This window comes from Corallococcus sp. AB032C, assembly GCF_003668935.1.
GTDB lineage: Bacteria > Myxococcota > Myxococcia > Myxococcales > Myxococcaceae > Corallococcus > Corallococcus exiguus.
In genome coordinates this window covers 18,279-43,726 of record NZ_RAWP01000059.1, presented here as the reverse complement: position 1 = coordinate 43,726, position 25,448 = coordinate 18,279, and the positions used below count along the sequence as shown (strand labels likewise).

The 25,448-nt window shown below is 70.2% G+C and carries 16 protein-coding genes; 7 read left to right on the top strand and 9 right to left on the bottom strand.

Translation table 11 applies throughout. The features are described from left to right. Nucleotides 1-92: 92 nt before the first annotated feature. From D7X99_RS24555 to D7X99_RS24520, 8 genes are all read right to left on the bottom strand, one after another. Complete coding sequence (locus D7X99_RS24555) at nt 93-1,349, bottom strand: protein kinase (protein WP_121779906.1); 1,257 nt, start codon at nt 1,347-1,349, stop codon at nt 93-95. A gap of 173 nt (nt 1,350-1,522) precedes the next feature. Beyond that, complete coding sequence (locus D7X99_RS24550; RefSeq protein WP_211483834.1) at nt 1,523-3,346, bottom strand: serine/threonine-protein kinase; 1,824 nt, start codon at nt 3,344-3,346, stop codon at nt 1,523-1,525. A gap of 9 nt (nt 3,347-3,355) precedes the next feature. Then, nucleotides 3,356-4,276 (bottom strand): DUF2381 family protein, encoded by a 921-nt coding sequence (locus D7X99_RS24545; protein WP_233613694.1) that lies wholly within the window; start codon nt 4,274-4,276, stop codon nt 3,356-3,358. Between the two features lie 223 nt (nt 4,277-4,499). Beyond that, nucleotides 4,500-6,779, bottom strand: a complete 2,280-nt coding sequence (locus tag D7X99_RS24540) for an RTX toxin (protein ID WP_121779905.1) — start codon at nt 6,777-6,779, stop codon at nt 4,500-4,502. Between the two features lie 66 nt (nt 6,780-6,845). Then, nucleotides 6,846-9,251 carry an RTX toxin gene (locus D7X99_RS24535; RefSeq protein WP_233613692.1) on the bottom strand — a complete coding sequence of 802 codons (2,406 nt, stop codon included), beginning with the start codon at nt 9,249-9,251 and terminating at the stop codon, nt 6,846-6,848. A gap of 83 nt (nt 9,252-9,334) precedes the next feature. Then, nucleotides 9,335-11,680: an RTX toxin gene (locus D7X99_RS24530; protein WP_233613690.1), complete on the bottom strand. Its 2,346-nt coding sequence runs from the start codon at nt 11,678-11,680 to the stop codon at nt 9,335-9,337. Nucleotides 11,681-12,260: 580 nt separating this feature from the next. Continuing rightward, nucleotides 12,261-13,559: a serine/threonine-protein kinase gene (locus tag D7X99_RS24525; RefSeq protein WP_121779902.1), complete on the bottom strand. Its 1,299-nt coding sequence runs from the start codon at nt 13,557-13,559 to the stop codon at nt 12,261-12,263. A 114-nt stretch (nt 13,560-13,673) separates the two neighbouring features. After that, nucleotides 13,674-14,888 (bottom strand): serine/threonine-protein kinase, encoded by a 1,215-nt coding sequence (locus D7X99_RS24520; RefSeq protein ID WP_121779901.1) that lies wholly within the window; start codon nt 14,886-14,888, stop codon nt 13,674-13,676. Between the two features lie 230 nt (nt 14,889-15,118). On the opposite strand from D7X99_RS24520, the gene D7X99_RS24515 reads away from it, so the two are divergent. From D7X99_RS24515 to D7X99_RS24490, 6 genes are all read left to right on the top strand, one after another. After that, nucleotides 15,119-15,496, top strand: coding sequence for a helix-turn-helix domain-containing protein (locus D7X99_RS24515; RefSeq protein ID WP_121779900.1), 378 nt, complete (start codon nt 15,119-15,121; stop codon nt 15,494-15,496). Between the two features lie 53 nt (nt 15,497-15,549). Then, nucleotides 15,550-16,005 (top strand): helix-turn-helix domain-containing protein, encoded by a 456-nt coding sequence (locus tag D7X99_RS24510; RefSeq protein WP_121779899.1) that lies wholly within the window; start codon nt 15,550-15,552, stop codon nt 16,003-16,005. A 138-nt stretch (nt 16,006-16,143) separates the two neighbouring features. Continuing rightward, nucleotides 16,144-17,724 (top strand): ATP-binding protein, encoded by a 1,581-nt coding sequence (locus D7X99_RS24505; protein WP_121779898.1) that lies wholly within the window; start codon nt 16,144-16,146, stop codon nt 17,722-17,724. A 67-nt stretch (nt 17,725-17,791) separates the two neighbouring features. Then, nucleotides 17,792-18,166, top strand: coding sequence for a response regulator (locus D7X99_RS24500; protein WP_014400722.1), 375 nt, complete (start codon nt 17,792-17,794; stop codon nt 18,164-18,166). Beyond that, nucleotides 18,166-20,958, top strand: coding sequence for an ATP-binding protein (locus D7X99_RS24495; protein ID WP_121779897.1), 2,793 nt, complete (start codon nt 18,166-18,168; stop codon nt 20,956-20,958). The genes D7X99_RS24500 and D7X99_RS24495 overlap by 1 nt, the downstream gene beginning before the upstream one ends. Then, complete coding sequence (locus D7X99_RS24490) at nt 20,955-22,982, top strand: response regulator (RefSeq protein WP_121779896.1); 2,028 nt, start codon at nt 20,955-20,957, stop codon at nt 22,980-22,982. The genes D7X99_RS24495 and D7X99_RS24490 overlap by 4 nt, the downstream gene beginning before the upstream one ends. A gap of 10 nt (nt 22,983-22,992) precedes the next feature. Here the strand turns inward: D7X99_RS24490 and D7X99_RS24485 are convergent, their stop codons facing one another. After that, nucleotides 22,993-24,558, bottom strand: coding sequence for an LVIVD repeat-containing protein (locus tag D7X99_RS24485; RefSeq protein ID WP_121779895.1), 1,566 nt, complete (start codon nt 24,556-24,558; stop codon nt 22,993-22,995). A gap of 118 nt (nt 24,559-24,676) precedes the next feature. On the opposite strand from D7X99_RS24485, the gene D7X99_RS24480 reads away from it, so the two are divergent. Next, nucleotides 24,677-25,435, top strand: a complete 759-nt coding sequence (locus D7X99_RS24480) for a hypothetical protein (RefSeq protein ID WP_121779894.1) — start codon at nt 24,677-24,679, stop codon at nt 25,433-25,435. The last annotated feature ends 13 nt before the right edge of the window (nt 25,436-25,448 follow it).

The window sequence follows — 25,448 nt, the reverse complement described above, 5'->3', positions numbered from 1 at the left end:
AGCAAAGGACACACGTCTGACATTCAGCCCGGCACCCGCGGGCCCAGCGCTGCCACACAGGGGGAAGGTCGGCTGCGTCGAGCCAGCGACTGTTAATGCCGTGGCAGGCGCAAGGCGCCCGGTCCCGGCTCTGTCGTCGTCTCGTCCGCGCTGCGCAGCGGGTGCGGCTCCGTGCGGATGGCGTCCTGACTCCGCGACGGAAAGGCCGGGACGATGCCGCCCTCGTCCTCCAGCAGATTCAGCTCCTCCAGGGCCTCGCCGCCTTCAAAGAGGGCGGTCTCTACTTCCTTCACCGCATCCGCCGCGCTGTACGGCCCCAGCCGCGCGAGCTGCCCGCGCAACTCCAGCTCCAGCGCCGCCGCTGTCGGGTAGCGAGACGCCGGCTCGCGGCACAGCAGCCGGAGGAAGACGGAGCGCGGCGAGGTGGACAGCCCGAACGCGGCCTCCTTCACGTCCTTCCCGCTGAACACCATGGCGCGTTGGACGGCGTCCTCCACGAAGGGCGGCAGGTTCATGTCCATTGTCGTGGTCATGGCCGCGAGCACGCGTTGGCTCTGCTCCCGCGAGAGCCGAGGGGACTCGTCCTCCACCTTGAGATTCCCCGGGTAGTAGAGGTGTCGCCCCGTGGCGAACTCCAGCAGCACCAGCCCCAGGGAGAAGAGGTCGCTTCTCGCATCCGTCACCGCCCCCACCAGCGCCTCGGGTGAAGCGTAGATGACTTCTCCTGGAGGACGCGGCAGCGTCGTAGCGAGGCGCCCTTGCAGACTGGAGCAAGCGACGCCGAAGTCCGTCAGCACCACGCCCCCACCAGGCCGCAGGCGGATGCAACCGGGGTTGATGTCCCGGTTGACGATGCCCAGCGAGTTGCCCGCGTCGTCCGTGCGGGTGTGTGCATGCGCAAGGGCCGCCGCCACCTCCGCGCCCACGTAGAGGACGAAGGCCTCGGAGAAGTAGCGCCCGCGCAGCTGGGCGATGGTGAGGAGGGTGTCCAGGCTGAAGCCTTCCACGCACTCCATGACGGCGCCCAGGCCTCGTGCCTCTCCAAACTTCATCTCGAAGAGGCCATGGACGCGGGCGATGTTGGGGTGCTGGAGGAATTGCGCCAGCCGCACCTCCTCTTCCAGCCGCGCCCGCGCCCGCTGGAACTTCTCCGGCGCGGCCCCTTCCGGCAGGGGCACGCACTTCACGAGGACCTTCCCCCTGTAGCCGGAGGGCGTTCGGGGCCGGGCGAAGAGGACTCGCTCGCCATTGCGGCCAATGCCCAGCTCCTGGAAGAACTCGTAAGCGGTTCCCGCGTGGGAAAAGAGGACCGTGCCCCCGGCGAGCCGGGAGTCAGCACCACTGGAAATGAAGGGGGCTCCTGAATGCCCGCGCGAGGGAGCCGCGCAAAGGCAGACGGAAAGCTACCTCCGGCTGCCTCCACGCGTGAACGACGCTACGGGTCATCTAGTTCGAATTTCCCTGCTATCCCCGGAATGGCCTCCGCAGCGACGGAAACGCAACGAGTCTTTACGTTCCAGACTCAGGGCCAGCGGTCCATGGCATAGGCATACCCGACACGAGAGTAGACAACTGCCCCCGGCTTGGAGCCCTCCCAAGCTCCCTCGGGGCCCTCATCCCCAATGGCAAAGCACACCGGCAGCGTGCGTCCGTCCGGGAGGTGCGCTTCGGTGTAGCGGGCCAGCAGGAACGTCCCGTCTCCCGTCCACAACCGGCCGGAGAACACCGTTCCCTTGGGGATGGTGCGATTGCCCTTGAAGACAACGCCTGTCACGGGGCCATCCCTGAAGACCCCCAAATCACCAGGGTCGCCCGGCTGGCTCCTGTCGATGGTGACCTGCACCCAAGTACGGTTCTGCATCAGATCGAGCCCTCCATTTCCAGTTCCTCGGAACATGGCGTTGCGTGCTTCCTCGGGGCACGCTCCTGATTCAGGACGCACCTGGGAGCTGCTAGGGCAGCCGAGTTGCAGGGCGACGGCGGCGCTCGCCGCAGCACACTTCGCGAGGAACTCCGCCCTGGTGCTGGAGGTGGAGTCCTTCTTGGACGGGCTTGCGACGATGGGAGCACGCTTCACGGCGGAGCTTTCCTTCCGGACAGAATCGAGTGGGGGCAAAGCTACCCCAGGGGACGACGCGGTCAGCACGTCGCCCGCGTCAGGTGAGGGGCCCGCATCCTGGAGGGACATGGGTCCTGGAACGAGGGAGGCAACTCCCGCATCCCCAGGCGAAGTGGGCGCGGGCGGATGCTCAACGTCCTCACTGGAGACAGAATGCGACGCAGGACGCAGCCACATGAAGGCCCCCGCCACGGCCGCCACGACGAGGAGCGCCACTCCGGCATCCACGGCGCGGGCCCGCCTCACGCGGCGGGCGGGGGGCGTTTCCTCATCCGTGTTGGAGGCGGGAGCGGTAGGGGGCTTCAAGGAGGGGACGTGGACGGGAACGGTCCATTCCGGTCCCGCTTCGCCCGCGAGGGCCGCCAACTCGCGGCGCATCACCTCCGCCGTGGGGGGGCGCTGCTCGGGCTCGCGCGCGATGAAGCGCATCGCCACGTCACTGAGTCCCGCCGGCACCCGCGCGTTCAACTCCCGGGCGGACCTGGGCACCCAGCGTCCCTCCACGGCCGCCTTCGGGGAACCGCTCGCGGGCTCCGCCGTCGTCAGCACGTCATAAAGGCAGACGCCCAGCGCGTAGACGTCATCCGTCACCTTGAACTCATAGCGCGCGCCCCGCTCGTCTCCATGCTCCTTGAAGAAGCGCGCAGCCTCGGGCGAGCGATAGCGCCGGGTGCCGGGCGGCAGGGGCGCATCCGTCAAATCCTCGGCGTGCGTGTAGTCGCCTGCGCTGAAGTCGAGGATGGCGGGCTCGCCGTCCTTGGCGCGCACCATGATGTTGGCGAGCTTCAAGTCGCGGTGGAAGACGCCGCGCCCGTGCATGTAGTCCATGGCGCCCGCGAGCTTCTCGAAGACGCGGACCACCTCCTGGGCCGTGGGGTGCACCCGCTCCACCCACTCCGCCAGGGTGTAGCCCTCTACGAAGGTGAGCAGAACGTAGAGCCACCCTGTTTCGAAGTCCGGGAAGCGACCGTGACCGTGCACGCCGACGATGTTCGGGTGCGTCAGGTGAACGAGGCAGCCCAGCTCACGCTTCAACCGTGCGTCCGCCTGCTCCGCGTCGCCGCTCCCGGGCCGGTGCATCGCGATCTTCATCGCGAAGTGGCGGCCGTTCATCTCCACGCGATAGACGGCACCATAGGTGCCCGCGCCCAGCAGCTTCACCACGCGCCAGCCGTGAATCATGTACCCGGGCGGGAGCTGCGCGGGGTGGTGAATGACCGTCAACATGACCAACCTCTACAGCGCGACAGATGGAACGAGAAGAGGACGCGTGCCCGTGGCATCCACCAACTCCAAGCGGAACAACGTACCCGCATCCCAGGCAGGCACCTTCGTCTCCACCACAACGGTGCCAACCTCTCCGGGCCCAATCTGCGGCTGCTTCATGTGAACGCCGAGCACCTGCACCGGCACACCGCCCGTTGAATGGGTGAGACGCGCTTCCGTGGGCGTCCAAGGTGTCTTTCCGTAGTTCTTCACCTCCACGGACACCACTCTCCAGGCAGACGCGCGAAGGCTGAAGCCGTTCATGACACGCAGTGAGGACTGCATCTCCGTCTCGGGCTGAAGGCCAACCTTCCTGGCCGATACCCCGTCCACGCCGAGAAGCCCCGCCAGAGCGAGAGCCGCAGGGCTACCCGCATCGCCGCGTGCGCGGAGTGCGGCAAGCTCGGCCTCCTTCGCCGCAAGCTGGGCGCGCACCTCGGACAACTCCGCCTGAAGCGCCTCGGGGGCCAGTGGACGACGGGATACTTCCACGCGGGTGTCCACCACGGCTGGGTGAGACACGAGAGCGAAGACCGCATGCTCGGGGAAGGCTCCATCCGCGAAGCGCACGCGGAGCATCAGATGCTCACCCGCGCCCAGCTCCACCACCGGCTCCAGGTTGATGGAGCGCTCGCCCACGTCTACGAGCTTGAAGCGAGTGCGGCCCTCCAGTTCCATGGAGGCCCGGTCCAGCGCCGAATCGAGGACGAGGGTCGTCAGGATGCCCGCCGCGACTGGAACCTCCAGGATGGGCTCACCAGGGCGAGGGAGCACCACCCGCCTGTCCCTGCGCTCGCGAACAGATGATGCTGACTGAGCCTGGGCCGCCGTGAAGAGAAGCAGTCCCCCGAGCACCAGGGGCAGGTTCAACGCGGACAAGGAGAAGGGCAAGCGGGACGGCCTCCGCCCGCGAAACTACCAGACCAGAAGGAATCACAGGCCTGGAAGCTCCGCTTCCGGTCCACGCGCGCAGGGGGGCGTTCCACGGGCAGGTGCTCCTCATTCAGCTCCTGCGTCACGTCATCGCCCCCTGTGTCCGGCACCCCGCTCCGGAAGCGCCCGCCCGGGCCTGGAGGGCAGGCCGCAAGGCATCAGGGCCCTCCCGTGCGCGGCGTCAGGGCGACACGAGGAGGATGCCCCCGGCGAGCGCGGGTGCCTCGTCATCGCCGATGGCGCGCACGTGGCCGTAGCCGAGCTGTCCGGAGGTGTTGAAGCCCCAGCACAGCGCCCGGCCAGAGGAGAGCACGGCGCACGTGTGCTGGCCGCCCGCGGTGACGGAGGTGGCGGGAGCGCCGCCCACGTCGATGAACGCGGTGCCGGGCGCGGAGAGGGAGCGAGTGTTGGCGTATCCCAGCCGTCCCCGGGCGCCGTTGCCCCAGCACTGGAGTTGGCCGGACTCGAGCAGGGCGCAGGTGTGCTGCGCACCGGCTGCGACCTGGACGGCGCGGAGGCCCGAGCCCAACGTCACTGCGGTAAGGGACGTGGCGTAGTCGGGGTTGCCGTTGCCCACCTGTCCGTAGGCGTTGGCGCCCCAGCAGCGCAGGGCGCCGGTGTCCAGCAGGGCGCAGGTGTGGTTCGTGCCCAGGGCCAGCTGCACGGCGGTGCCGCCCACGTCCACGTCACCCGCTGACGACGGCAACTCGGTGTCACCGACATCATCATCACGGTTGTAACCCAGTTGTCCGTAGGCGTTGGCGCCCCAGCAACGTGGGCGGCCGGAGAAGAGCAGGGCGCAGGTGTGGTCGCCGCCCGCGACCAGGTCCTGCACGGGAGCGCCGACGGGGACGTCGGTGGTGGGCGGAGGCTCGTTGTCGCCCAGGGTGTCGGTGTGGCCCAGGCCCAGCTGTCCGTGGGTGTTGTCGCCCCAGCAGCGCACGTGGCCGGAGGAGAGGAGCGCGCAGGTGTGGCGGTCGCCCGCGGTGATGCGCAGCGCGCGTGCGCCGCCCAGGTCGACGGTGCCCACGCTGGCGATGGGTTCGTCGTCGCCGATGGTGCGCGTATGGCCCAGGCCGAGCTGGCCGGAGGCATTGGCGCCCCAGCAGCGCACGCGCCCGGTGGAGAGCAGGGCGCAGGTGTGGCCCAGGCCGGTGGCCAGCTGCACGGCCTTCTCGCTGGGAGCGAGGGGCACGGGGCCCTTCGACGCGGGCGTCTCGTCGTCACCGACGTTGGCGGTGCCGGTGTAGCCGAGCCGGCCCTGCGCGCCGCTGCCGAAGCAGCGCACGGAGCCGTCGTTGAGCAGGGCGCAGGTGTGGCTGTCCCCAGCGCGGAGCTGGGCGACGTCGGTGGGGCCACCGGTCCGCACGGGAGCGTCGGGGAACTGCTGCGCGCCCAGGCGGTAGGTGGCGGTGGTGCGGGCCCCGGCGGCGTCGGTGACCTGGAGGGACAGCCGGCCCAGGAGCGAGGGCGCGTAGTGCTGGAGGACGGTGGGGTTGGCCTGGGTGGTGAAGCCCGGAGCGGGCGTCACGGGCGCGTCCGGGATGAAGTTCCACGCGTAGTCGAGCGTGCGGGCGGGTTGATCATCCGACACGGTGGCGGACCACGCGACCTCGGAGGTGCCCGCGAGGCGGGACGCGGCCAGGCCCTGGATGACGGGAGCGAAGAGGATGCGCACGGTGGTGCCCAGCGAGTCCGTGGATTGATCCGCGGGAAGGACGCGCGTCACGAAGGTGGTGCTGACCGAGTGCCCCGCCGGGTTCGTGACGGTGAGCGAGTGCGTGTAGTCCGTGGGGCTGGGGATGCCGAAGGGCGGCAGGTAGCGGGCGACGAAGGCGCCGGAGGTCCCGGTGAGCGTGAACGTCCCGCTGGAGGGCACGAAGGCGCCGCCGTCGTTCGCGGCGGTGAGGGCGAAGGTGAGGGCCTCGCCGGAGGTGGCCTCGACGAAGAAGGTGACGGTGGCGGGCTGGCCGAAGACGAGCTCACCGGGGAGCTGGATGCGGGGGATGCGCGGCAGGGTGATGGGCGCGCCGTCGTTGGTGGGCGCCAGCGTGATGGCCACGGACTCCCGGTCCGCGATGAGCGTCTGCGTGGTGCTGCCCTGGAAGAGGAGCGCGCTGTTCCCGTCGTAGGCCCGCGCGATGAAGGTGAGGGATTGATGGCGCGGCAGGGACGGCATGGTGCCGGACCACCCGGAGGGGGAGGGCACCAGGTCGAAGTTGGAGAACAGCGCGCTGTGGCTGGCCGCGTCCTCCACGTCGATGCGGATGCGCGCCACGTCCGCGAAGGAGAAGCTCAGTGCGCGCCGTGTCTGGGATTGGGAGCCGACGGTGTCCGCCGTGATGTTGAACGTCACCGCGGACGTGGGCTCCAGAGGTGTGTCACCCGTGGACGACGGAGTGGTGCACGCGGCGGCGGTGCACAACAGCAGGAGCGTGAGGGCGGCGGCAGGCTTCGTCATGGCTCACACGGGAAGACGGCGAAGCGGGCGCCCGGTGTGTGCCAGGCGCCCGCGAGTGCTCAGGAACTACGGCGTGGGCGGCAGGAGCTGGACGTCGCCGAAGGGCAGCTCGTTGTCACCGATGTGGTTGGTGTTGCCGTAGCCGAGCTGACCGTAGGTGCCCCGGCCCCAGCAGCGCGCCTTGCCCGTGGAGAGCAGCGCGCAGGTGTGGTTCCCGGAGGAGGCACTGATCTGGTAGGCCGTCGCGCCGTCCAGGTCCACCGCGCCGCCCGGAGTGCCCAAACTCGTGGTGTTGCCGTATCCGAGCTGTCCGTAGTTGTTGAGGCCCCAGCACCGCACGGTGCCGGTGGAGAGCAAGGCGCACGCGTGCTCCGAGCCCACGGACACCTGCAGGGCGGTGACTCCGCCGAAGTTCACCGCGGACGTGGCGTTCTGCACGCCCGGGCCAGGGAGCCTCCGGAACGTGCACCAGCCGGAGTAGTCAGCGCAGGAGGAGTAGTAATCGTAGGTGGGGCTATCTCCTCCCAGCTTGCCGTTGGTGGCGCTGCCCCAGCAGATGACGGAGCCGGAGCGAAGCAGCGCACAAGTGAAGTTGTGGCCCGCGCCGAGCTGGGCCACAAGTCCCGTGGGCTCCACCGGCGTCTGGCTGCTGGGCTTGTTGGAGAGGCCCACGGTCTGGAGGTGCGTGTAGCCGAGCTGCCCGAAGGTGTTGAGGCCCCAGCACAGCACCTTGCCGGTGGAGAGCAGTGCACAGGTGTGCTCTTCGCCTGTGACGACGTCGGTGGCGGTGTTGTCGCCCAGGTCGACGTCACCCGCGCTCCAGGGCTGCTCGTTGTCGCCGATGGTGTCCGTGTTGCCGTAGCCCAGCTGGCCCGCGTTGTTGCGTCCCCAGCAGCGGACCTTGCCGGTGGCCATCACCGCGCAGGTGTGGTCCTTGCCAGCCGCGATGCGGATGGCGGGCCCGCCCAGGTTGACATAGCCGAACTCGGTCACGGCCTCGCCGTCGCCCAGGTTCTGCGTGGTGTTGTAACCGAGCTGACCGAAGTCGTTGCGTCCCCAGCAGCGCACCAGGCCCGTGTCCAGCAGGACGCAGGAGTGGTCACCGCCCGTGGCCAGCTTGGTGGCCTTGCCCAGGATGCCCACCGGGCCCGCCAGATACGGCAGCCGCGCCTGGGTATCACCCCAGTTGTTGGTGCTTGCGTAGCCCAGCTGGCCGAAGTTGCCGTAGCCCCAGCACCGCACCGTGCCGTCATTCAGCATCGCGCAGGTGTGATTGCTGCCGCCGCGGATGGCGTTGGTGCCGTCGAGGGGCCCTTCGGCGACAGGGTTGTCCGGGAACTGATCCGGGGTGAGCTTGTACGTGAGCGTGGTGGTGCCGTTGTTGCCATCCGTGACGGCGAGCTTCAGGTCACCCTGCACGGCGGTGGTGTAGTTCTGGAGCGTGGAGGGGTTGGTGTCCCCGGTGAACGCGGGCGCGTGGTCGAAGGAGGTGCCCGTAGCGGGCGTGAAGCTCCACGCGTAGGTGAGCGCTTCCTGGGCACCGTCGTCACTCACGTCCGCCGTGAAGATGACGTTCTGCGTGTCGCGCACGCGCAGGCCGTTGAGGCCGTTGATGACGGGGTTGAAGAGCACGGCGACGGAGGTGTCGATGACACCGTTGGAGGTCTCCGGGGGCTTCACCTTGGTGGTGAAGGTGGTGCTGATGGAGTGGCCCGCGGGGTTGGTCACCGTGACGGTGTGGTTGAAGACCGTCTCTGAAGACACCGTCGGCGGCGTGTACTGGGAGACGAAGGCGCCCGCGGTGTTCTGCAGCGTGATGGCTCCGTTGAGCGGGGAGAAGGTGCCGCTGCCGGTGACGGCGGAGGTGATGGCGTAGCGGAGCACTTCGCCATTCGTTGCTTCCACCGCGAAGGTGATGTTGCCCGACTGCGAAGAGGCGAAGGCGCTGGGGATGCTGATCTTCCGGATGCGCGGCAGTGAGATGACGGCGTTGTTGTTGGCCGGGGCCAGCGGGATGGTGACGGTCTCGAAGTCGAGGTTCAGCGTGGCGTCGAGCGAGCCGGAGAACAGAAGATTCCCGGAGGCATCGAGCGCGCGGGCGAAGAACGTGAGGGCCTTGGCCTTGGGGAGGAAGGGGAGCTTCCCGGTCCACGCCCCGGCGGAGGTGAAGAGGTCGAAGTTCTTGAAGATGACGAGGCCACCAGCGCCCTGCTCGGAGACATCGACGCGGATGCTCTTCACGTCGCTGTAGGAGAAGGCCTGGGCGGAGACGCGACCCTTCACGGCCTGGCTGAAGAGGTCCTGCGCACCGATGGAGACGGTGACCTGCGACTGCGTCTGGTCGGCGGGCGCGGAGGGCTCGGGCGCACTGGAGCCAGGGCTACATGCGGCGATCCACGGCGAAGACAGGGACAGCAGCAGCGCGCCCAACATGCCGCGCGAACGGAACCAACGAGGGGATGACCTCTGCACGGAAGACTCCTGAAGGCGAAGGGGATGACAGACGAAAACAGGCGGGCGCCCGGTCCTGCGGGCGCCCGCGATGAGGGCTGCGACTACGGCGCGGGAGGCAGGATCTGGATGTCGCCCGCGGCGGAGGGCTGCTCGTTGTCACCGATGTGATTGGTGTTGCCGTAGCCGAGCTGACCGGAGTTGCCCTGGCCCCAGCACCGCGCCTTGCCCGTGGAGAGCAGCGCGCAGGTGTAGTTTCCGGAGGAGGAGGCCGCCACCTGGTACGCGGTGGCTCCGTCCAGGTCCACGGCCGGGCCCGGCGTGTTGCGCGCCGTCGTGGTCCCGTAGCCCGTCTGTCCGAAGTTCGCCTGCCCCCAGCACCGCACGCTGCCCGTGGAGAGCAGGGCGCAGGTGTGGCTCACGCCCGCGGTGACCTGCAGGGCGCCGGTGCCCAGGTCGATGCTGCCGGAATCCTTGAACAGGAAGTTGCCGCCGGCCTGCCCGGTGCCCAACTGGCCCAGGCCATTGGCGCCCCAGCACCGCAGGGTGCCCGTCTTCAGCAGGGCGCAGGTGTGGTTGTTGCCCAGGGCGAGCTGTGCAATCGGACCGCTCGGTTCGACCGCGGTCTGGCTGCCCGGCACCTCGTTGTCGCCAATGTGGCTGGCGTGGGTGTAGCCGAGCTGGCCCTCCAGGTTGTAGCCCCAGCAGAGCATCTTGTCGTTGGAGAGCAGCGCGCAGGTGTGGTTGGAGCCCGCGACGACATCCGTGGCCGTGACGCCACCCAGGTCCACGTCACCCGCGCTCCAGGGCTGCTCGTCATCACCGATGTTGTTGGTGTGGCCGTAGCCCAGCTGTCCGTACTGGTTGCGGCCCCAGCAGCGCACCTTGCCCGTGGCCATCACCGCGCAGGAGTGCGTCTCGCCCACGGTGATGCGCGTGGCCGGGCCGCCCAGGTTCACGTAGCCGAAGCTGGCCACCGGCTCGCCATCACCCAGGTTGGCCGTGTTGTTGTAACCGAGCTGCCCGTAGTTGTTCAGGCCCCAGCAGCGCACCAGGCCCGTGTCCATCAGCGCGCACGAGTGGTTGCCACCCATCGCGATCTTCGTGGCCTTGCCAAGCAGCTTCACCTCGCCGGCCGTGTAGGGCAGCTCGTTGTCACCGATGCTCTGGGTGTTCTCGTAGCCCAGCTGTCCGAAGGCGCCGTAGCCCCAGCACCGCACCGAGCCGTTGTTGAAGAGGGTGCACGTGTGGTCCCGGCCGTTGCGGATGCTGTTGATGCCATCCAGCGGCCCTTCGGCGACAGGGTTGTCCGGGAACTGATCCGGGGTGAGCTTGTACGTGAGCGTGGTGGTGCCGTTGTTGCCATCCGTGACGGCGAGCTTCAGGTCACCCTGCACGGCGGGGGTGTAGTTCTGGAGCGTGGAGGGGTTGGTGTCCCCGGTGAACGCGGGCGCGGGGTCGAAGGTGGTGCCCGTGGCGGGCGTGAAGCTCCAGGCGTAGGTGAGCGCTTCCTGGGCACCGTCGTCACTCACGTCCGCCGTGAAGATGACGTTGCTGGTCTCCCGCACGCGCAGGCCGTTGAGGCCGTTGATGACGGGATTGAAGAGGACGGCGACGGAGGTGTCGATGACACCGTTGGAGGTCTCCGGCGGCTTCACCTTCGTGGTGAAGGTGGTGCTGATGGAGTGGCCCGCGGGGTTGGTCACCGTGACGGTGTGGTTGAAGATCGTCTCGGAGGACACCGTCGGCGGCGTGTACTGGGAGACGAAGGCGCCCGCGGTGTTCTGCAGCGTGATGGCTCCGTTGAGCGGGGAGAAGGTGCCGCTGCCGGTGACGGCGGAGGTGATGGCGTAGCGGAGCACTTCGCCATTCGTTGCTTCCACCGCGAAGGTGATGTTGCCCGACTGCGAAGAGGCGAAGGCACTGGGGATGCTGATCTTTCGGATGCGAGGGAGGGAGATGACCGCGTTGTTGTTGGCCGGAGCCAGCGGGATGGTGACGGTCTCGAAGTCGAGGTTCAGCGTGGCGTCGAGGGTGCCGGAGAACAGAAGATTCCCGGAGGCATCGAGCGCGCGGGCGAAGAACGTGAGGGCCTTGGCCTTGGGGAGGAAGGGGAGCTTCCCGGTCCACGCCCCGGCGGAGGTGAAGAGGTCGAAGTTCTTGAAGATGACGAGGCCACCAGCGCCCTGCTCGGAGACATCGACGCGGATGCTCTTCACGTCGCTGTAGGAGAAGGCCTGGGCGGAGACGCGGCCCTTCGCGGCCTGGCTGAAGAGGTCCTGAGCACCGATGGAGACGGTGACCTGGGACTGCGTCTGGTCGGCGGGCGCGGAGGGCTCCGGCGCGCTCGAGCCGGAGCTACACGCGGCGATCCACGGGGAAGACAGGGACAGCAAGAGCGCGCCCAACATGCCGCGCGACCGGAACCAACGAGGGGACGTTCGCTTCACTCGACACTCCTTGGGGAGACAAAGACAGTCAGGGAAAGAACCAATGGCTCACAGCGGGCACGCGCCGGCCTCACGTGCCCGGGCCGGAGCCCGGAGACACGTTTCCCGTGCCGCGCTCGGAGCGAGCACGGCCGGGGGACGTCATGGAAAATGGAGGGAATGGACAGGCCTACGCCGACCCGGGGGGACCTCCCGGCCCTCGGCGTATGTCTGGACTACAGCTGGAAACGCAATTCACAGTGCCAGCGGGTGAAAATACTGTCACGCCTTTTATTGGTTCCTGTGAAAGTCTGTCAATGTCTGGGTTTGCGCTGACTGGCGGGTGGAATGCGTGTCAGTCGCGGCGGACCCTCGGGTGACAGGATTTGTCATCCCCCCTCGGCGCCCCATCTGGAGGAACGCGCCGGCCGGGTGACGCGGTGGGTTGCTGAGTGAAAGGAATCAAGCAACTCACGGAAGCTTTGCCAAACACTGCAATGTTTTGCGGCTCGCACGAAGTCCGGAAAAGACAGTCATGGCCGCCATTCGGTACCCCGCTGGTCCCGGGGGACTCGGGTGACCCGAGTCCCAGGTACCGGGCTCACACGGGTTGGTGGCCGTCGTCGTCGTCGTCGAAGTCGTCTCCCGGGGCCTCCTCGTCCGGGCTGGCCAGCTCATCCAGGTCCTCCACGGGCAAGGGCTCGTCATTCAGGTCCGGCGTCACGTCGTCCCCCCCAAGGAACGGCGGTGGACCCTCCGAGACGGTGGCCTCGGACGCCATCGCGGCCTCCTCCGCGGTCAGCTCCTCCGGGTGCAGCCCTCCCTCCAGCAGCTCCGCCTGGTTGCGCCGGCCGGTGGCCTCCCGGGCCGCCTCCGCCACCTCCTCCGCCGCGGCCTGCCGCCCGTACGCGGGCGCATGATCCCGCAGCCACTCCCTCAGCGCGGAAGCCAGCTCCGCCGCCGTGCCGAAGCGGTCCGCCGGGGCCTGACGCAGCGCCCGCACCACCACCGCGCGCAGTCCCTCCGGCACGTCGCGAGCCATGCGCTCCACCTCCCCAGGCCCCACCAGCGCCATCCGCGCCGCGACCTCCGTCAGGGGCATCCACGTGGGCCCCTGCGCCTGCACCAGCGGCAGGTCCGGCGGGGGCGGAGGCGCCGTGTCCCCCTGCGCCAGCGGGTGCGTCCCCGTCAGCACCTCCAGCAGCACCAGCCCCAGCGAGAACAGGTCGCTGCGCGCGTCCAGGGGCTCGCGCCGCAGCGCCTCCGGCGAGGCATACGCCACGTCCCCCTTCACCAGCGGGCGGCTGGTGATCTCCCGCCCCGGCAGCGTGGAGAACGCGGCCGTGAAGTTCGTGAGCTTCACCTCGCCATGCACGCCCAGGCGCAGGTTCCGGGGGCTCACGTCCCGGTGCACGATGCCCAGCGGCCGGTTCCACTCATCCCGCAGCGTGTGCGCGTGGTGCAGCGCCTCCGCCACCTCGGAGACGACCCACGCTCCGAAGGCCGGGGACATGGGCTTGCGCCGCATGGCCACCAGGTTGAGCACCGTGTCCAGCGACCGGCCCTCCACGTACTCCATCACCACGTGCGGAACGCCCCGGTACGCCTTCAGGTGGTAGACCTTCGCGATGCCTGGGTGGTTGAGCCGGAACGTCAGCTCCACCTCCTCCACCAGCCGCCGCCGCTCCACGAAGCCGGACGGGTTGCGCAGCCGTTTGATGACCACCGGGCCACCCATCCCGCCCCGGTAGCGCCGCCGCGCCAGCATCAGCAGCTCTCCGGTGGAGCGCACCTCCAGCTTGCGCACGAACTCGAAGGCCGTGCCTCCCACCGTGAACAGCACGCGCGGCCGGCGGGGCATGCCGGGGTTCTCCTCCGTCGTCGTATCGGGCGTCTTCATGGCCTGCCTTCCAACCTCCCAGGTGGAGCGTGAATCGCTCAACCCCGCAGGTAGCACAAACCCTGTCGCCGTCAAACGTCCAGGGTCGGATGGAATCCATGGGACTCCTCGGGTTCACCTGTCCCGGCGCAATCCCAGACGCCGGAGCCACCGCTCCCACCGCCGCCGCCACGCCAGCCGCCGGGCCACCCACCAGGGCATGGGCGGGGGCAGGGGCGCGGCCAGCCCCAGCGTCGGTCCGGGCGGAGGCGGCACGGACGGCGTGGGCGCGCTGGAGTGGGGCGCGGCGCCGGGGATGCGCCGCTCCTGCGAGCGGGTCCAGCGTCGCAGCTCGCGGGCCTCCTCGTTGCCGTCGAAGTACGCGTCGGACTCCTCCGTGACCGCTTCGTGGGGCGGCGGTGTGTTGAACAGCGGCGTGTCCCAGCTGTCCGGGGCGCGCTCCAGCGCCGCGCTCAGGTCGGCGTAGAGATCCGCGCCCATCTGGTAGCGCTCGCTGGCCTCCAGTCGCAGCAGCCGCCCACAGATGTCATCGAGAGCGCGGGGCACGCGCGCGTTGAGCGAACGCGCGGTTCGCCCCTTGATCGCCTGGATTCCGCCCAGCAGCGCCGCGGCCGGCAGGTCCGGGGGATAGGGGAAGTCCCCGGTGAGCACCTGGAAGAGCGTGAGCCCCAGCGAATAGAGGTCGTCCGTGGGCTGGTAGTCGTAGCGGGCCATGCCCAGGGGGTTGCTCAGCCAGTAGCGCAGGAGCTCCGGGCTGCGGTAGCTGGGCGTGCCCGGCGGCGGCCGCCCGTCGGTGATGACCGGGGCGCAGGCGTGGTCGCTGGCGCCGAAGTCCACCAGCACCGGCCGCTCGTCCGACGCGCGCACGATGATGTTGCTGCCCTTGATGTCGCGGTGGCGCACGCCGGCGCGGTGGATGAAGTCCAGCGTCAGCGCCAGCTCCGCGAACAGCCGCGCCACCTGCCGCGCCGTGGGCTTCGCCTCCATCGCCCAGTCGGACAGCGTGGGACCCTCCACGTAGTCCATGACCAGGAACAGGTAGCCCGTGCGCGGGTGCGGCCAGCGGTGGTAGCCGCGCAACGCCACCACGTTGGGATGGGTCATGCGGTGCAGCACGCTCACCTCCTTGAGCGTGCGCGCGTCCGCCTGCGAGCCCTCCTCGGAGTCCTGCGGCCCCTGGAGCGCGAACTTCAGCGCCACCTGGAACCCCCCGGTCTCCGCCAGGAACACGGTGCCGAAGCCCCCCGTGGCCAGGCGCTTCAACAGCCGGAAGCTGCCCACCACCTCCTGGGGCTGAAGGAGCAGCGGATGTCCTCCCTCCAGGTTCATGGGGTGGCGCCTCCTACGTGGAAGGAAAGCCCGAGTGCTTCGGGACGTGGAGGGTTGAATCCCAGAGGGAGGACGTGGCTGAGAGGATGCATGCGCGCAAGGATGGAAGTGACCTCCAGGGTCCATAGCATGGCGCACGCCCCTTGGGGTAGTGTTGCTGCCGTGTCAGGTAGGATGCCGGACACCTGACTTCATGGGAGACACGGTCCGGCCAGGGGTGGTGAGCGGCAATGAACGAGGAGTTGGCCATCACGGTGGGCACCGCGGCGCGACAGGCCCGGGAGCGGCAGGGCCTGACCCAGGGCGACGTCGCCGGCCAGGTGGGCATCGCCATGGAGGTCTACAGCCGCATGGAGCGCGGGCGCGTGCTGCCCAGCTCCACCACCTTGCGCCGCATGTGCATGGTGTTGCGCATCCGCGCGGACACGCTGCTGGGGCTGGACGGGCCCTCGCCCCCGGACGAGGCGCTCACGCTGGCCCTGGCGGACCGCGAGGAGGATCCCCCCTCCCTGCGCCGGCTGGTGCGCGCGCTGAGGCCCCTGGATGAAGAGGGGTTGAAGGCCATGGGCCTCATCATCCAGGGCGCGCTCGCGTTGCGTGAACGCTGAGCGCAGGCCCCCGAAAACTTGCGCCCCGGGGGAGAGATGCAAGGTTTTGCCGCGTGCCCGCTCCGGTGAATGCAAAGCTGAACACGGTGTTTGGAGCCGCCGCCCGCGACGCGCGGCTGCGGTTGGGTCTCACGCAGGCGGACGTGGCGGACCGCGTGGGCATCGCCATGGAGGTCTACAGCCGCATGGAGCGCGGAAAGATGCTGCCCCGCGCCCAGACCCTGCGGCGGCTGTGTGACGTGCTGTCCGTGTCCGCGGACGCGCTCCTGGGCGTGGGGCCCGGCACCGCTCCAGTGTCGCCCCAGGCCGCTCCGCGTCAGGAGGACCCGCTGGAGCTGCGCCGCCTGGTGCGCACGCTGCGCGACCTGGAGCCCCGCCAACTCAAGGCCGTGGCGCGCGTGGTGCGCACGGTGGTGTCAGTCATGCCCCCAAAATCGGCGCCCGGGTCCTCGCCCACTCCCACGCCCCGAAAGAAGCCGCGGGCCGCCCGCAAGCGCCGTGCCGGTTAGCGCGGCGACTTGAGCAGACAAATCCTCCTGGACTGCAACCAGATGCCCGCCCGCCTGTCCTCCTGACCCAGGGGCCGGGCCTTCGGGCGGGCCACTCTCCCCAATGGCAGACAAGTGGGGTAGCACGGAAGGTACGCCATGCTTCCTCCCCCGACGCCCGCGGATGAGCCGCGGCGCCTCCAGGCGCTGCGCTCGCTGTGTCTGCTGGACACGCCCGCCCACGAGCGCTTCGACCGCATCGTTCGCGCCGCGGCGCACCTGTTCCGGGTGCCCATCGCGCTCGTCTCGCTGGTGGACGAGAACCGCCAGTGGTTCAAGGCCCGCCACGGTCTGGACGGCACGGAGACGCCGCGCGAGCTGTCCTTCTGCGCCCACGCCATCCTCTCGCCCGCCACCTTCATCGTGCCGGACGCGCTGAAGGACCCGCGCTTCCACGACAACCCGTTCGTGCTGGGCGCTCCCTTCGTCCGCTTCTACGCGGGCCACCCCCTGCGCGCCGCGGACGGCAGCCGCGTGGGCACGCTGTGCCTCATCGACTCGCGGCCCCGGGACTTCTCGGACGCGGACCGCGCCGCGCTCCAGGACATGGCCGCCTGGGCGGAAGGGGAGCTCAACGCCCTGGACGAGCGCGAGGCCCGCACGGCGCTGGAGCAGCAGGAGCGCTTCTTCGAAGTCTCCGTGGACATGCTCTGCATCGCCGCCATGGACGGCACCTTCCTGCGCCTGTCCCGTGCCTGGAGCCGCACCCTGGGCTTCTCCGACGCGGAGCTCTACAGCACGTCCCTGGTGGACCTGGCCCTGGAGGAGGACCGCGCCGCCACCACGCGGCACCTGGCCCGCGCCCGGGAGGGCATCCCCGTCCTCCAGTTCGAGCACCGCGCCCGCTGCCGCGACGGCACCTGGCGCTGGCTGCAGTGGAACGCCGTGCCGGACCCGGAGGAGGGGCTGCTCTACGCCGTCGCCCGCGACGTCACCCAGGCCCGCCTCCTGGAGGAGGAGCGCCAGCGCGTGGAGCGGATGAAGAACGAGTTCATCTCCACCGTGAGCCACGAGCTGCGCACGCCGCTCACCTCCATCCGCGGCTCGCTGGGCCTGCTCAGCGGCGGCGTCCTCGGCCCGCTGGACGCGCAGGTGGCGCGGATGGTGGGCATCGCCCACAAGAACAGCGAACGGCTGCTGCGCCTCATCAACGACATCCTGGACCTGGAGAAGATGGAGTCCGGCCGGCTGGACCTGAACCTGGCGCCCACGGAGGTCGCGCCGCTGCTCGCCCAGGCGCTCCAGGCCCACCAGGGCTACGCGGACGAATACGGCGTGCGCCTGGAGGCCGTGGTGGACCTCCCCCACGCCCGCGCCCGCGTGGACGAGGACCGCTTCATCCAGGTGCTGGCGAACCTCCTCTCCAACGCCATCAAGTTCTCCCCCCAGGGCGAGCGCGTCACCCTGTTCCTCACCCGCGAGGCCGGCGTCCTGCGCGTGGGGGTGCAGGACCACGGCCCCGGCATCCCGGAGGCCTTCCAGTCCCGCGTCTTCCAGAAGTTCGCCCAGGCGGACGCGTCCGACACCCGCAAGCGCCCCGGCACCGGCCTGGGGCTGAGCATCGCCCACGGGCTGGTGGCCCGCATGGGCGGCACCCTGCGCTTCACCACCTCCCCCAGCGAGGGCACCCGCTTCTCCTTCGACCTGCCGGAGTGCGAACCCGGGCCCGAAGTCGCCTGACGGACATCCACTTTTCCCTGCCTTCCGTACGGCGATCCAAACCCCTCTTCCTGGAGCACTCCCTCCCATGGCGAAAATCGAGAAGGTCCTGCTCGTGGACGATGAGGACGACATCCGCACCATCGGGCAGCTGAGCCTGAGCCGTGTGGGGGGCTGGAAGACGGTGCTCGCGTCCTCTGGCGCGGAGGCCCTGGAGAAGGCGGGCCAGGAGGGCCCCGACCTCATCCTCCTGGACGTGATGATGCCCGGCATGGACGGGCCCACCACGTTCGGCCGGTTGCGCGCCCAGCCCGCCACCGCGAACACGCCCATCATCTTCATGACCGCCAAGGTCCAGAAGCAGGAGGTGGCGCGCTACCTGGAGCTGGGCGCGGTGGGCGTCATCGGCAAGCCGTTCGACCCCATGACCCTGCCGCAGGAAATCCGCCGCCTGGTGCCCTGATGGAACCCCGCCTGTCCAAACGCTCCGCCGCGCTGGCCGCTGGCGCCCTGGTGCTGCTGTGTGCCCTGTTCGTCCTGGGCCGCCCGGGCTCCACCGCCGACCATGACCACTACCGCACCCAGCTGCGGCAGCTGCGCGTGGCCACGTCGGAGCTGGAACAGGACGTGCTGCGCCAGCGCGTGGGCATGGCGCAGCTGCACGGCTCCTCCGCGCGGGACTTCGACGCGCTGGCCGCCCGCGCCCGCCAGCTGCGCACGGCGCCCGGTTTCCTCCCCGCGGAGGGCATGCGCTCGCTCAACGCGTCCCTGGACACGTACCTGCGCGTGTTGGAGGGCTCGCGCGTCCTGCTGGCGGCCGCCCGCGAGAAGGACCAGCAGCTCGCTGGCCTGCGCGAGGCCTTCCCCGGCGTCGTCGCCGCCACCGCCGCCGCGCTGCCCCAGGGCGCGCCGCGCGCGCACGTGGAGGCGATGGACGTGGACGTGCTGCTCGCCTCGCGCGCTCCGGGAGAGGCGTCGGGGGTCCGCGTGGAGGCCTCGCTCGCGCGCCTGGCCCGGGCGCGTGAGAAGCAGCCGCTGCCCGCCCCCGCCCTCGCCGCGCTGGACGCCCTGGAGGCCCGCACGCGGGAGCTGATGGCGCTCCAGCGCGCCACGGACGCGTCCTACCAGGCGCTGCTGGACCATGGCGCCACCGGCGAGGCCGAGCGCCTCATCACCACCTACCTCCAGCTCCAGGAGCAGTCCCAGTCCCGCGCGGAGCGCACGCGCATCGTCCTCTTCGGCGTGTGCCTGCTGCTGGTGGGCTACGTGCTCATCGTGCTGGTGCGGCTGGCGCGGGCGTCCGCGGCGCTGGGCGAGCTCAACCGGGGGCTGGAGGTGCGCGTGGCGGAGCGCACCCAGGCCCTGTCCGCCGCGAGCGCGGAGGCGCGGGCCAGCGATGCGCGCAAGGCCGCCATCCTGGAGGCGTCTCCGGACGGCATCGTGGTGCTGGACGAATCCGGCCGCGTCGCGGAGTTCAACCCCTCCGCGGCGACCCACTTCCGCCTGCCGTCCGCGCGGGCGGTGGGCGCGGATTTCATGTCGCTGGCGCTGCCCGCGACGCTGCCGGCCTCGCAGCGGGAAGCTGTCCACGCCGCGCTCCTCCAGGATGGCGGCGCGGCGCGGCTGGAGTCGCCGTGCCTGCGCGCGGACGGCGACGTGTTCCCCGCGGAGCTCACCTTCGCGCGCGTGCACGCGGACGGCCCGCCGCGCACCACCGTCTTCGTGCGCGACCTCACGGAGCGCAAGGCCGTGGAGCGGATGAAGAACGAGTTCGTCTCCACCGTGAGCCACGAGCTGCGCACCCCGCTCACCTCCATCCGCGGCTCGCTGGGCCTCTTGGAGAACGGCATCGTGGGGGAGCTGCCCTCGCAGGCGCTGGACATGGTGCGCATCGCGCGCACGAACACCGAACGGCTCATCCGCCTCATCAACGACATCCTGGACCTGGAGAAGATGGAGTCCGGGATGCTGGAGCTGAAGCTCCAGCCGCAGACGGCGCAGGACCTGGTGGAGGCCACGCTCGCGGGCGTGCAGGGCATGGCGGAGACGGCGCACGTCACCCTGCGCTCGGACGTGGAGGGCGCGCCGCAGGTGAAGGGCGACCGCGACCGGCTCATCCAGGTGCTCACCAACCTGGTCTCCAACGCCATCAAGTTCTCCCCCCAGGGCGCGTCCGTGGTGGTGACTGCCGGCTTCACGGTGGACGGCCGGGTGCGCTTCAGCGTCACGGACCAGGGCTCCGGCATCCCGGAGGAGAAGCTCCCCCGCCTCTTCGGCCGCTTCCAGCAGCTGGACGCGTCCGACACCCGCTCCAAGGGCGGCACCGGCCTGGGGCTGGCCATCTCGCAGGCCATCGTGGAGCAGCACGGTGGCCGCATCGAGGTGTCGAGTCCCCCGGGCCAGGGCGCCACCTTCCACTTCACCCTGGAGGCCCTGCGCGCTCCCTCCGTCGCGCCGCTGCCCCGGGACGAGTCGCGCCACAACGTGCTCATCGTCACCGCGGACACGGAGCTGTCCGCCCTGCTGCGCGGCCTGCTGTCGCACGAGGGCTACCGGGTGGTGCGCTCCGCCACGCTCGCGGAGGCCGTGCAGGCGGTGGAGCACGCGCTGCCGGACGCGCTGCTGGTGGACACGCGGATGCCGGACGGCGCCGTGCTGGACTGGGTGCGCCGCCTGAGGGAACAGCCGCGCACGCGCGAGTTGCCCGTGCTGGCCCTGTCCGGGCGCTCGCACGCGGGGGCGAAGGACGCGGGCACGGCGCTGCTGGTGGACTGGCTGCCCACGCCCGTGGATGAAACCCGGTTGCTGAAGACACTGCGATACGCCATGCGCCAGCCGGGCCAGGCGCGCGTGCTGGTGGTGGATGACGACGCCACCACGCGCCGGGTGCTGTGCGCGCAATTCGAACGGCTGGGCGCGCTGTGCATCGAAGCGGCGGACGGAGAGAGCGCGGTGGCGCTCGCGCGCGACACGCCCCCGGACCTCATCGTGCTGGACGTGGGCCTGCCTCGGCTGGACGGCTTCGAGGTGGTGGACATCCTGCGCCAGGGCAAGGGCCGCGCCACGCCGCTCATCGTCTTCACCGGCCGCGAGCTGTCGCGCACCGACCAGCGTCAGCTCACCCTGGGCATCACCCGGCACCTGACGAAGGCCCGCGCTTCCGAGGAGGAGCTGGTGGCCTCCGTGCGGGAGCTGCTCAACGGACTGCTGGCCCGCCGCGACGCCGCGACCGAGCCCCGAAAGGCGATGCCATGAGCACCGCGCGCAACGACAAGACGCTGCTCTTCTTGGAAGACGACCGCGATCTCCAGGCCCTGGTCTGCACCTTCCTGCGGGACAGGGGCTACCAGGTGACCCCCGCGCGCACCGCCGCCGAAGCGCGCGAGGTGCTCCAATCCAAGCCGGTGGACGCCGCCATCGTGGACGGCCTGCTGCCGGGCATGACGGGCGCGGACTTCATCCGGGAGCTGCGCAAGACGAAGCCGGACCTGCCGGTGCTCTTCGCGTCCGCCTTCTGGAAGGACCTGAAGAGCCACGAACTGCTCACGCGCCAGCTGGGCGTGGCGCGCGTGGTGCACAAGCCCTACCGGCCGGAGGAGCTGGCGGTGTGGCTGGAGCAGCTCTTCGCGGTGGCACAGCCGCCGCCCCCGCCGCGGGAGTCCCTGGACGCGGAGGACGCGGAGCCCGTGGACGACTTCGCGGCCAGCCTGGCGCTCTTGAGCGCGGACTACGGCGCGAAGCTGCCGGAGCGGCTGGCCATGCTCCAGGCCCTGCTCGGCAAGGGGCGCCACGGCGACGCGGCGGCCATGGATGAGGCCTACAGCGTCGTGCACAAGCTGCACGGCACCGCGGGCAGCTACGGCTTTCGCGACGTGAGCATCTCGGCGGGCGCGCTGGAGGACGTGCTCCGGCCGGTGAAGACCGGGGGCACGCTGGACTGGGCCCAGGTGGACGCCGGCTTCCGTGCGCTGGAGGACCGGGTGTCGCTGCCGGTCCTCACCCCGGAGCCGGAGTCCGAGGAGGCCGTCGTCGCCGCCATGGGCACGCTGCTCGTGGTGGACGAGGACGCGGCCGTGCTCGCGGACGCGCGTCAGATGGGCGAGCGCGAAGGGGTGCGCGTGGTGACGGCCGCCACGCCCCTGGAGGCCTGCGCCGCGGTGGAGCGGCAGTGGGTGGACGGGGCGCTCCTGCACATGGGCGCGGCGGGGCTCGCCACCGCGAGCGCGCTGCGCGCGATGGAGGGACACCAGTCCCTGCCGCTGGCCTTCTCCAGCACGGGCGGAGGCTTGCAGGAGCGCGTGAACGCGGCGCACGCGGGCGCGTCGCTGTTCCTGCCCCGGCCCTTCACCCAGCAGGACTTCGCCACCGCGGCGGAGCGGCTGGTGGCCACGCGCCGGCTGGAGCGCTCGAAGGTGATGGTGGTGGATGACGACCCGGAGGCGGTGCGCGCCCTCTCCCAGGCGCTGGTGAGCGACGCCGTGGAGGTCGTGGGGCTGGAGAACGCCTACGGCCTGCTGGACGCGCTCGCGCAGCACCGTCCGGACCTGCTGCTCCTGGACGTGCAGATGCCCGGGCCCAGCGGGTTCGACCTGTGCCGCATCCTGCGCCTGACGCCGGAGTGGCAGGATCTGCCCATCCTGCTCATCACCGCGCAGGTGGGGCTGGAGTTCCGGCTGGCCGCGTTCCAGGCCGGCGCGGATGACTACCTGGCCAAGCCCGTGCTGAAGGAGGAGCTGCGCGCCCGAGTGCACGCGAGGCTGGAGCGGGCGCGGCTGTCGCGCGAGCGCACGGAGCGAGACGCGCTCACGGGACTGATGCTGCGCCGTCCCTTCGTGGAGGCGGTGGCGACGCGGCTGTCGGAGGCGCGCCGGAGCGACCGGCCGCTCGCGCTGTGCTTCCTGGACGTGGACCACTTCAAGAAGGTGAACGACCAGCACGGCCACCTCGCGGGGGACCGCGTGCTGATGCGGCTGGGACGGCTCCTGGGCGCGCGCTTCCGCCGCGAGGACCTGCGCGCTCGCTGGGGCGGCGAGGAGTTCGTCGTCGCGCTGCTGGGCGAGACGCCGGAGAGCGCGAAGGAGATCCTCTCCCGCACCGCGGAGGAGCTGTCGGCGATGACCTTCGAAGGCGACGCGGGCGAGACCTTCCACGTCACCTTCAGCGCGGGGCTCGCGGTGGCGCCGAAGGACGGCACCTCCCTGGACGAGCTGTTGCGCGCCGCGGACGCCCGGCTCTACCGGGCGAAGGAGAACGGCCGCAACCGCATCGAGACGGAGTGACGCCCGCGCGTCACGGCTCCGCCAGCACCAGCAGTCCGCGTGACAGGTCCACGACGTACACGTGCCCGTCGCCCGGCACGCGGATGCCGATGGCCCCCTGGTAGAGGCTGTCGGTGCTGCGCGGGTGCGCTTCCTGGAAGGAGTCGAAGGCCGCCACCTCCTTCGGGTGCTCGGGGTCGGCCACGTCGAAGACGCGCACGCCCTCGTGGTACCAGGCCACGTAGAGCCGCGTGCCCACCAGCACCATGTTGTGGATGGACGTCTGCGGGCGCTTGCGCACCTCCGCGATGAGGCGGATTTTCGCCGGGTCGGTGACGTCCAGCACGCGCAGGTGCGCGCCAGGGCGCTCGCCGCCCTCGAAGGCGATGGTGCGCCCGTTGATGGTGCCCACCGCGTTCGCGTGGCTGTACTGGCCGGAGAAGGCGTACTTGCCCAGCACGGGCGTCACGTCCGTGCGGGTGACATCCACGACGACGTAGCCGGTGGTCGAGTGGTTGATGTAGAGCCGCCCCTTGTAGGCGAACGCGTCGTGCGGGTAGGCGCCCAGCTCGTGGGGCACGGTGATGCGGCTGACCAGAGAGGGCTCCAGCGGCAAGAACGCGTCGAACACGAGCGTCGTGCCGCTGGGGGACGGGGACATGGCGTACAGCCGGTCGCCGTCCACGAACACGGTGTGCACGTTGATGGAGCCGCCGGGCAGCGCGCGCACGTACCGCGGATCCGCCGGGTTCGTGATGTCGTAGATGATGACGCCAGAGTCGCCGCTAGCGACGTAGAGCGCGTCTCCCTTGGCCCAGACGCCGTTCCAGTAATTGTCATTGGGCAGGCTCAGGCGGGTGACGAGGACGGGGTGGGCCGGGTCGCTCACGTTGATGACGCTCAGGCCGCCGGGCTCCTCCTTGCCGCGCGGCAGGGACACCACGTAGGCGTGGCCCTTCGTGACGTAGACGTCCACGGGGTCGCCCACCGGAACGGCGGTCTCGGAGACGAGGCGCATGGGCTGGGCGCCGGTGTCCGCTTCGTGGGCCAGGTTCATCCGCCGGGCGTCGAAGGTGCCGGAGTAATCCGGTACGCCATCGGTGCAGCGCACGAAGCAGCCGGTGATGCGGCCGGGCTCCGGAACGCGGCAGCCCGCGAGCGCGTACCGCTGCTGCTTGTTGGCGGAGGTGATGTACTCGCCGGTGACGAAGAACCCCTCGGGGCCCACCTGGTTTCGCACCAGGGGCTTGCCCAGGAAGCTGGGGGTGGTGTCCAGGCGGAGGCCCGCGCCGAACGCGCTCACGGGGGTGTAGCGGAAGACGGCCTGGTAGATGCCGGAGGGTTCCACGGCGCGCACGGCTTCCAGGTCGCAGCCCGCGAGGGAGAAGCTGGCCGGGTCGGTGCAGTTCGCGCGAGGGGACGCGTAGCTCGAGTCCATGCAGGGCTCGTTGGGGACCACGTCGATGTAGTCGGTGAGCTCGACGAGCGGCTTCGGATCCGAAGGTCCCGGTCCGGGAGGGTTGGAGTCGCTACAGCCGGACAGGGACAGGGCGCAGGCGAAGAGGCCCGTGCCCAGGAGGCGAATGGAAGACGTCATGGGATGGAGGCTCCTGCGCGCAAGCTTCGCGGTCCACGGCCGACGCGAAGTCGCGGAGAGTCTATCCCACGGCCCGAAGCGGATGCGCGAGCCCTCCCTGAGGAGCTAGAAGCCCGTCATGCACCCACGTCGCCCGGACATCGAAGCCGCGCTCACCGACCTGCGCACCCGCTTGCCCGGGGGAAAGATTGTCGACCACTGGGGCGGCGAGCCTCACTGGCCCACGCCCGAGCAGCAGCGCCTGCGGGACAAATGGTTGGACAGCATGGCGGAGGCGCTGGAGACGGCGCTGACGCGGCAGGCCTTCGAGCCCATCACCATCTTCGAAGCGCGGAGCCCCCCGGACTGGGAGTTCATCGTCGCGCACGCGCTGGCGCGTCACGGCGGGCGGGTGGCTTCCTTTCCAGCCTTCTCGGAGACCCGGCAGCGCGATGGGGACACGTTCATCACGCTCGGTACGGCCTCCGACGAAATGGTCATCTATCAGGGCCCCCTGGAGCTCCACGGCCACGTCCACCTATCGGGGACCGTCGTCGTGCTGGGAGACCTCATCATCCATGGCGCCCTGATGGATGGCGACCCGGCGGACTCAGGGCTCGTGGTGATTGGCAACGAGCGCGTGCGCGCGCTGTACACCAGCTCGGATCACCTCATGGTCGGAGACCTCGAAACGGACCTGCTGATGCTGTCCGGCGGGGAAGGTTCGTGGGTCGTGGGTGGCGAGGTCCGTGCCTCCTTGCAACTGGAGGAGGCCAGGGCCAGTGAGGAGGCGCGGCGCTGGCTGGAGCCCGTGCCGTCCGACGAAATCATCGAGGACGGCTGGACGCTGTGCCGGGAGGTGGGCAGCGGCCGGACGAAGGTGCGGCCCCCTCCGTAGGGGCCGGATAGGC

Coding starts and splice junctions, on each gene's coding strand:
- D7X99_RS24550 (WP_211483834.1), bottom strand. CDS start 3,346: ATGTTGACGGTCATTCACCACCCCGCGCAGCTCCCGCCCGGGTACATG.
- D7X99_RS24540 (WP_121779905.1), bottom strand. CDS start 6,779: ATGACGAAGCCTGCCGCCGCCCTCACGCTCCTGCTGTTGTGCACCGCC.
- D7X99_RS24525 (WP_121779902.1), bottom strand. CDS start 13,559: ATGAAGACGCCCGATACGACGACGGAGGAGAACCCCGGCATGCCCCGC.
- D7X99_RS24520 (WP_121779901.1), bottom strand. CDS start 14,888: ATGAACCTGGAGGGAGGACATCCGCTGCTCCTTCAGCCCCAGGAGGTG.
- D7X99_RS24515 (WP_121779900.1), top strand. CDS start 15,119: ATGAACGAGGAGTTGGCCATCACGGTGGGCACCGCGGCGCGACAGGCC.
- D7X99_RS24505 (WP_121779898.1), top strand. CDS start 16,144: ATGCTTCCTCCCCCGACGCCCGCGGATGAGCCGCGGCGCCTCCAGGCG.
- D7X99_RS24500 (WP_014400722.1), top strand. CDS start 17,792: ATGGCGAAAATCGAGAAGGTCCTGCTCGTGGACGATGAGGACGACATC.
- D7X99_RS24495 (WP_121779897.1), top strand. CDS start 18,166: ATGGAACCCCGCCTGTCCAAACGCTCCGCCGCGCTGGCCGCTGGCGCC.
- D7X99_RS24490 (WP_121779896.1), top strand. CDS start 20,955: ATGAGCACCGCGCGCAACGACAAGACGCTGCTCTTCTTGGAAGACGAC.
- D7X99_RS24485 (WP_121779895.1), bottom strand. CDS start 24,558: ATGACGTCTTCCATTCGCCTCCTGGGCACGGGCCTCTTCGCCTGCGCC.
- D7X99_RS24480 (WP_121779894.1), top strand. CDS start 24,677: ATGCACCCACGTCGCCCGGACATCGAAGCCGCGCTCACCGACCTGCGC.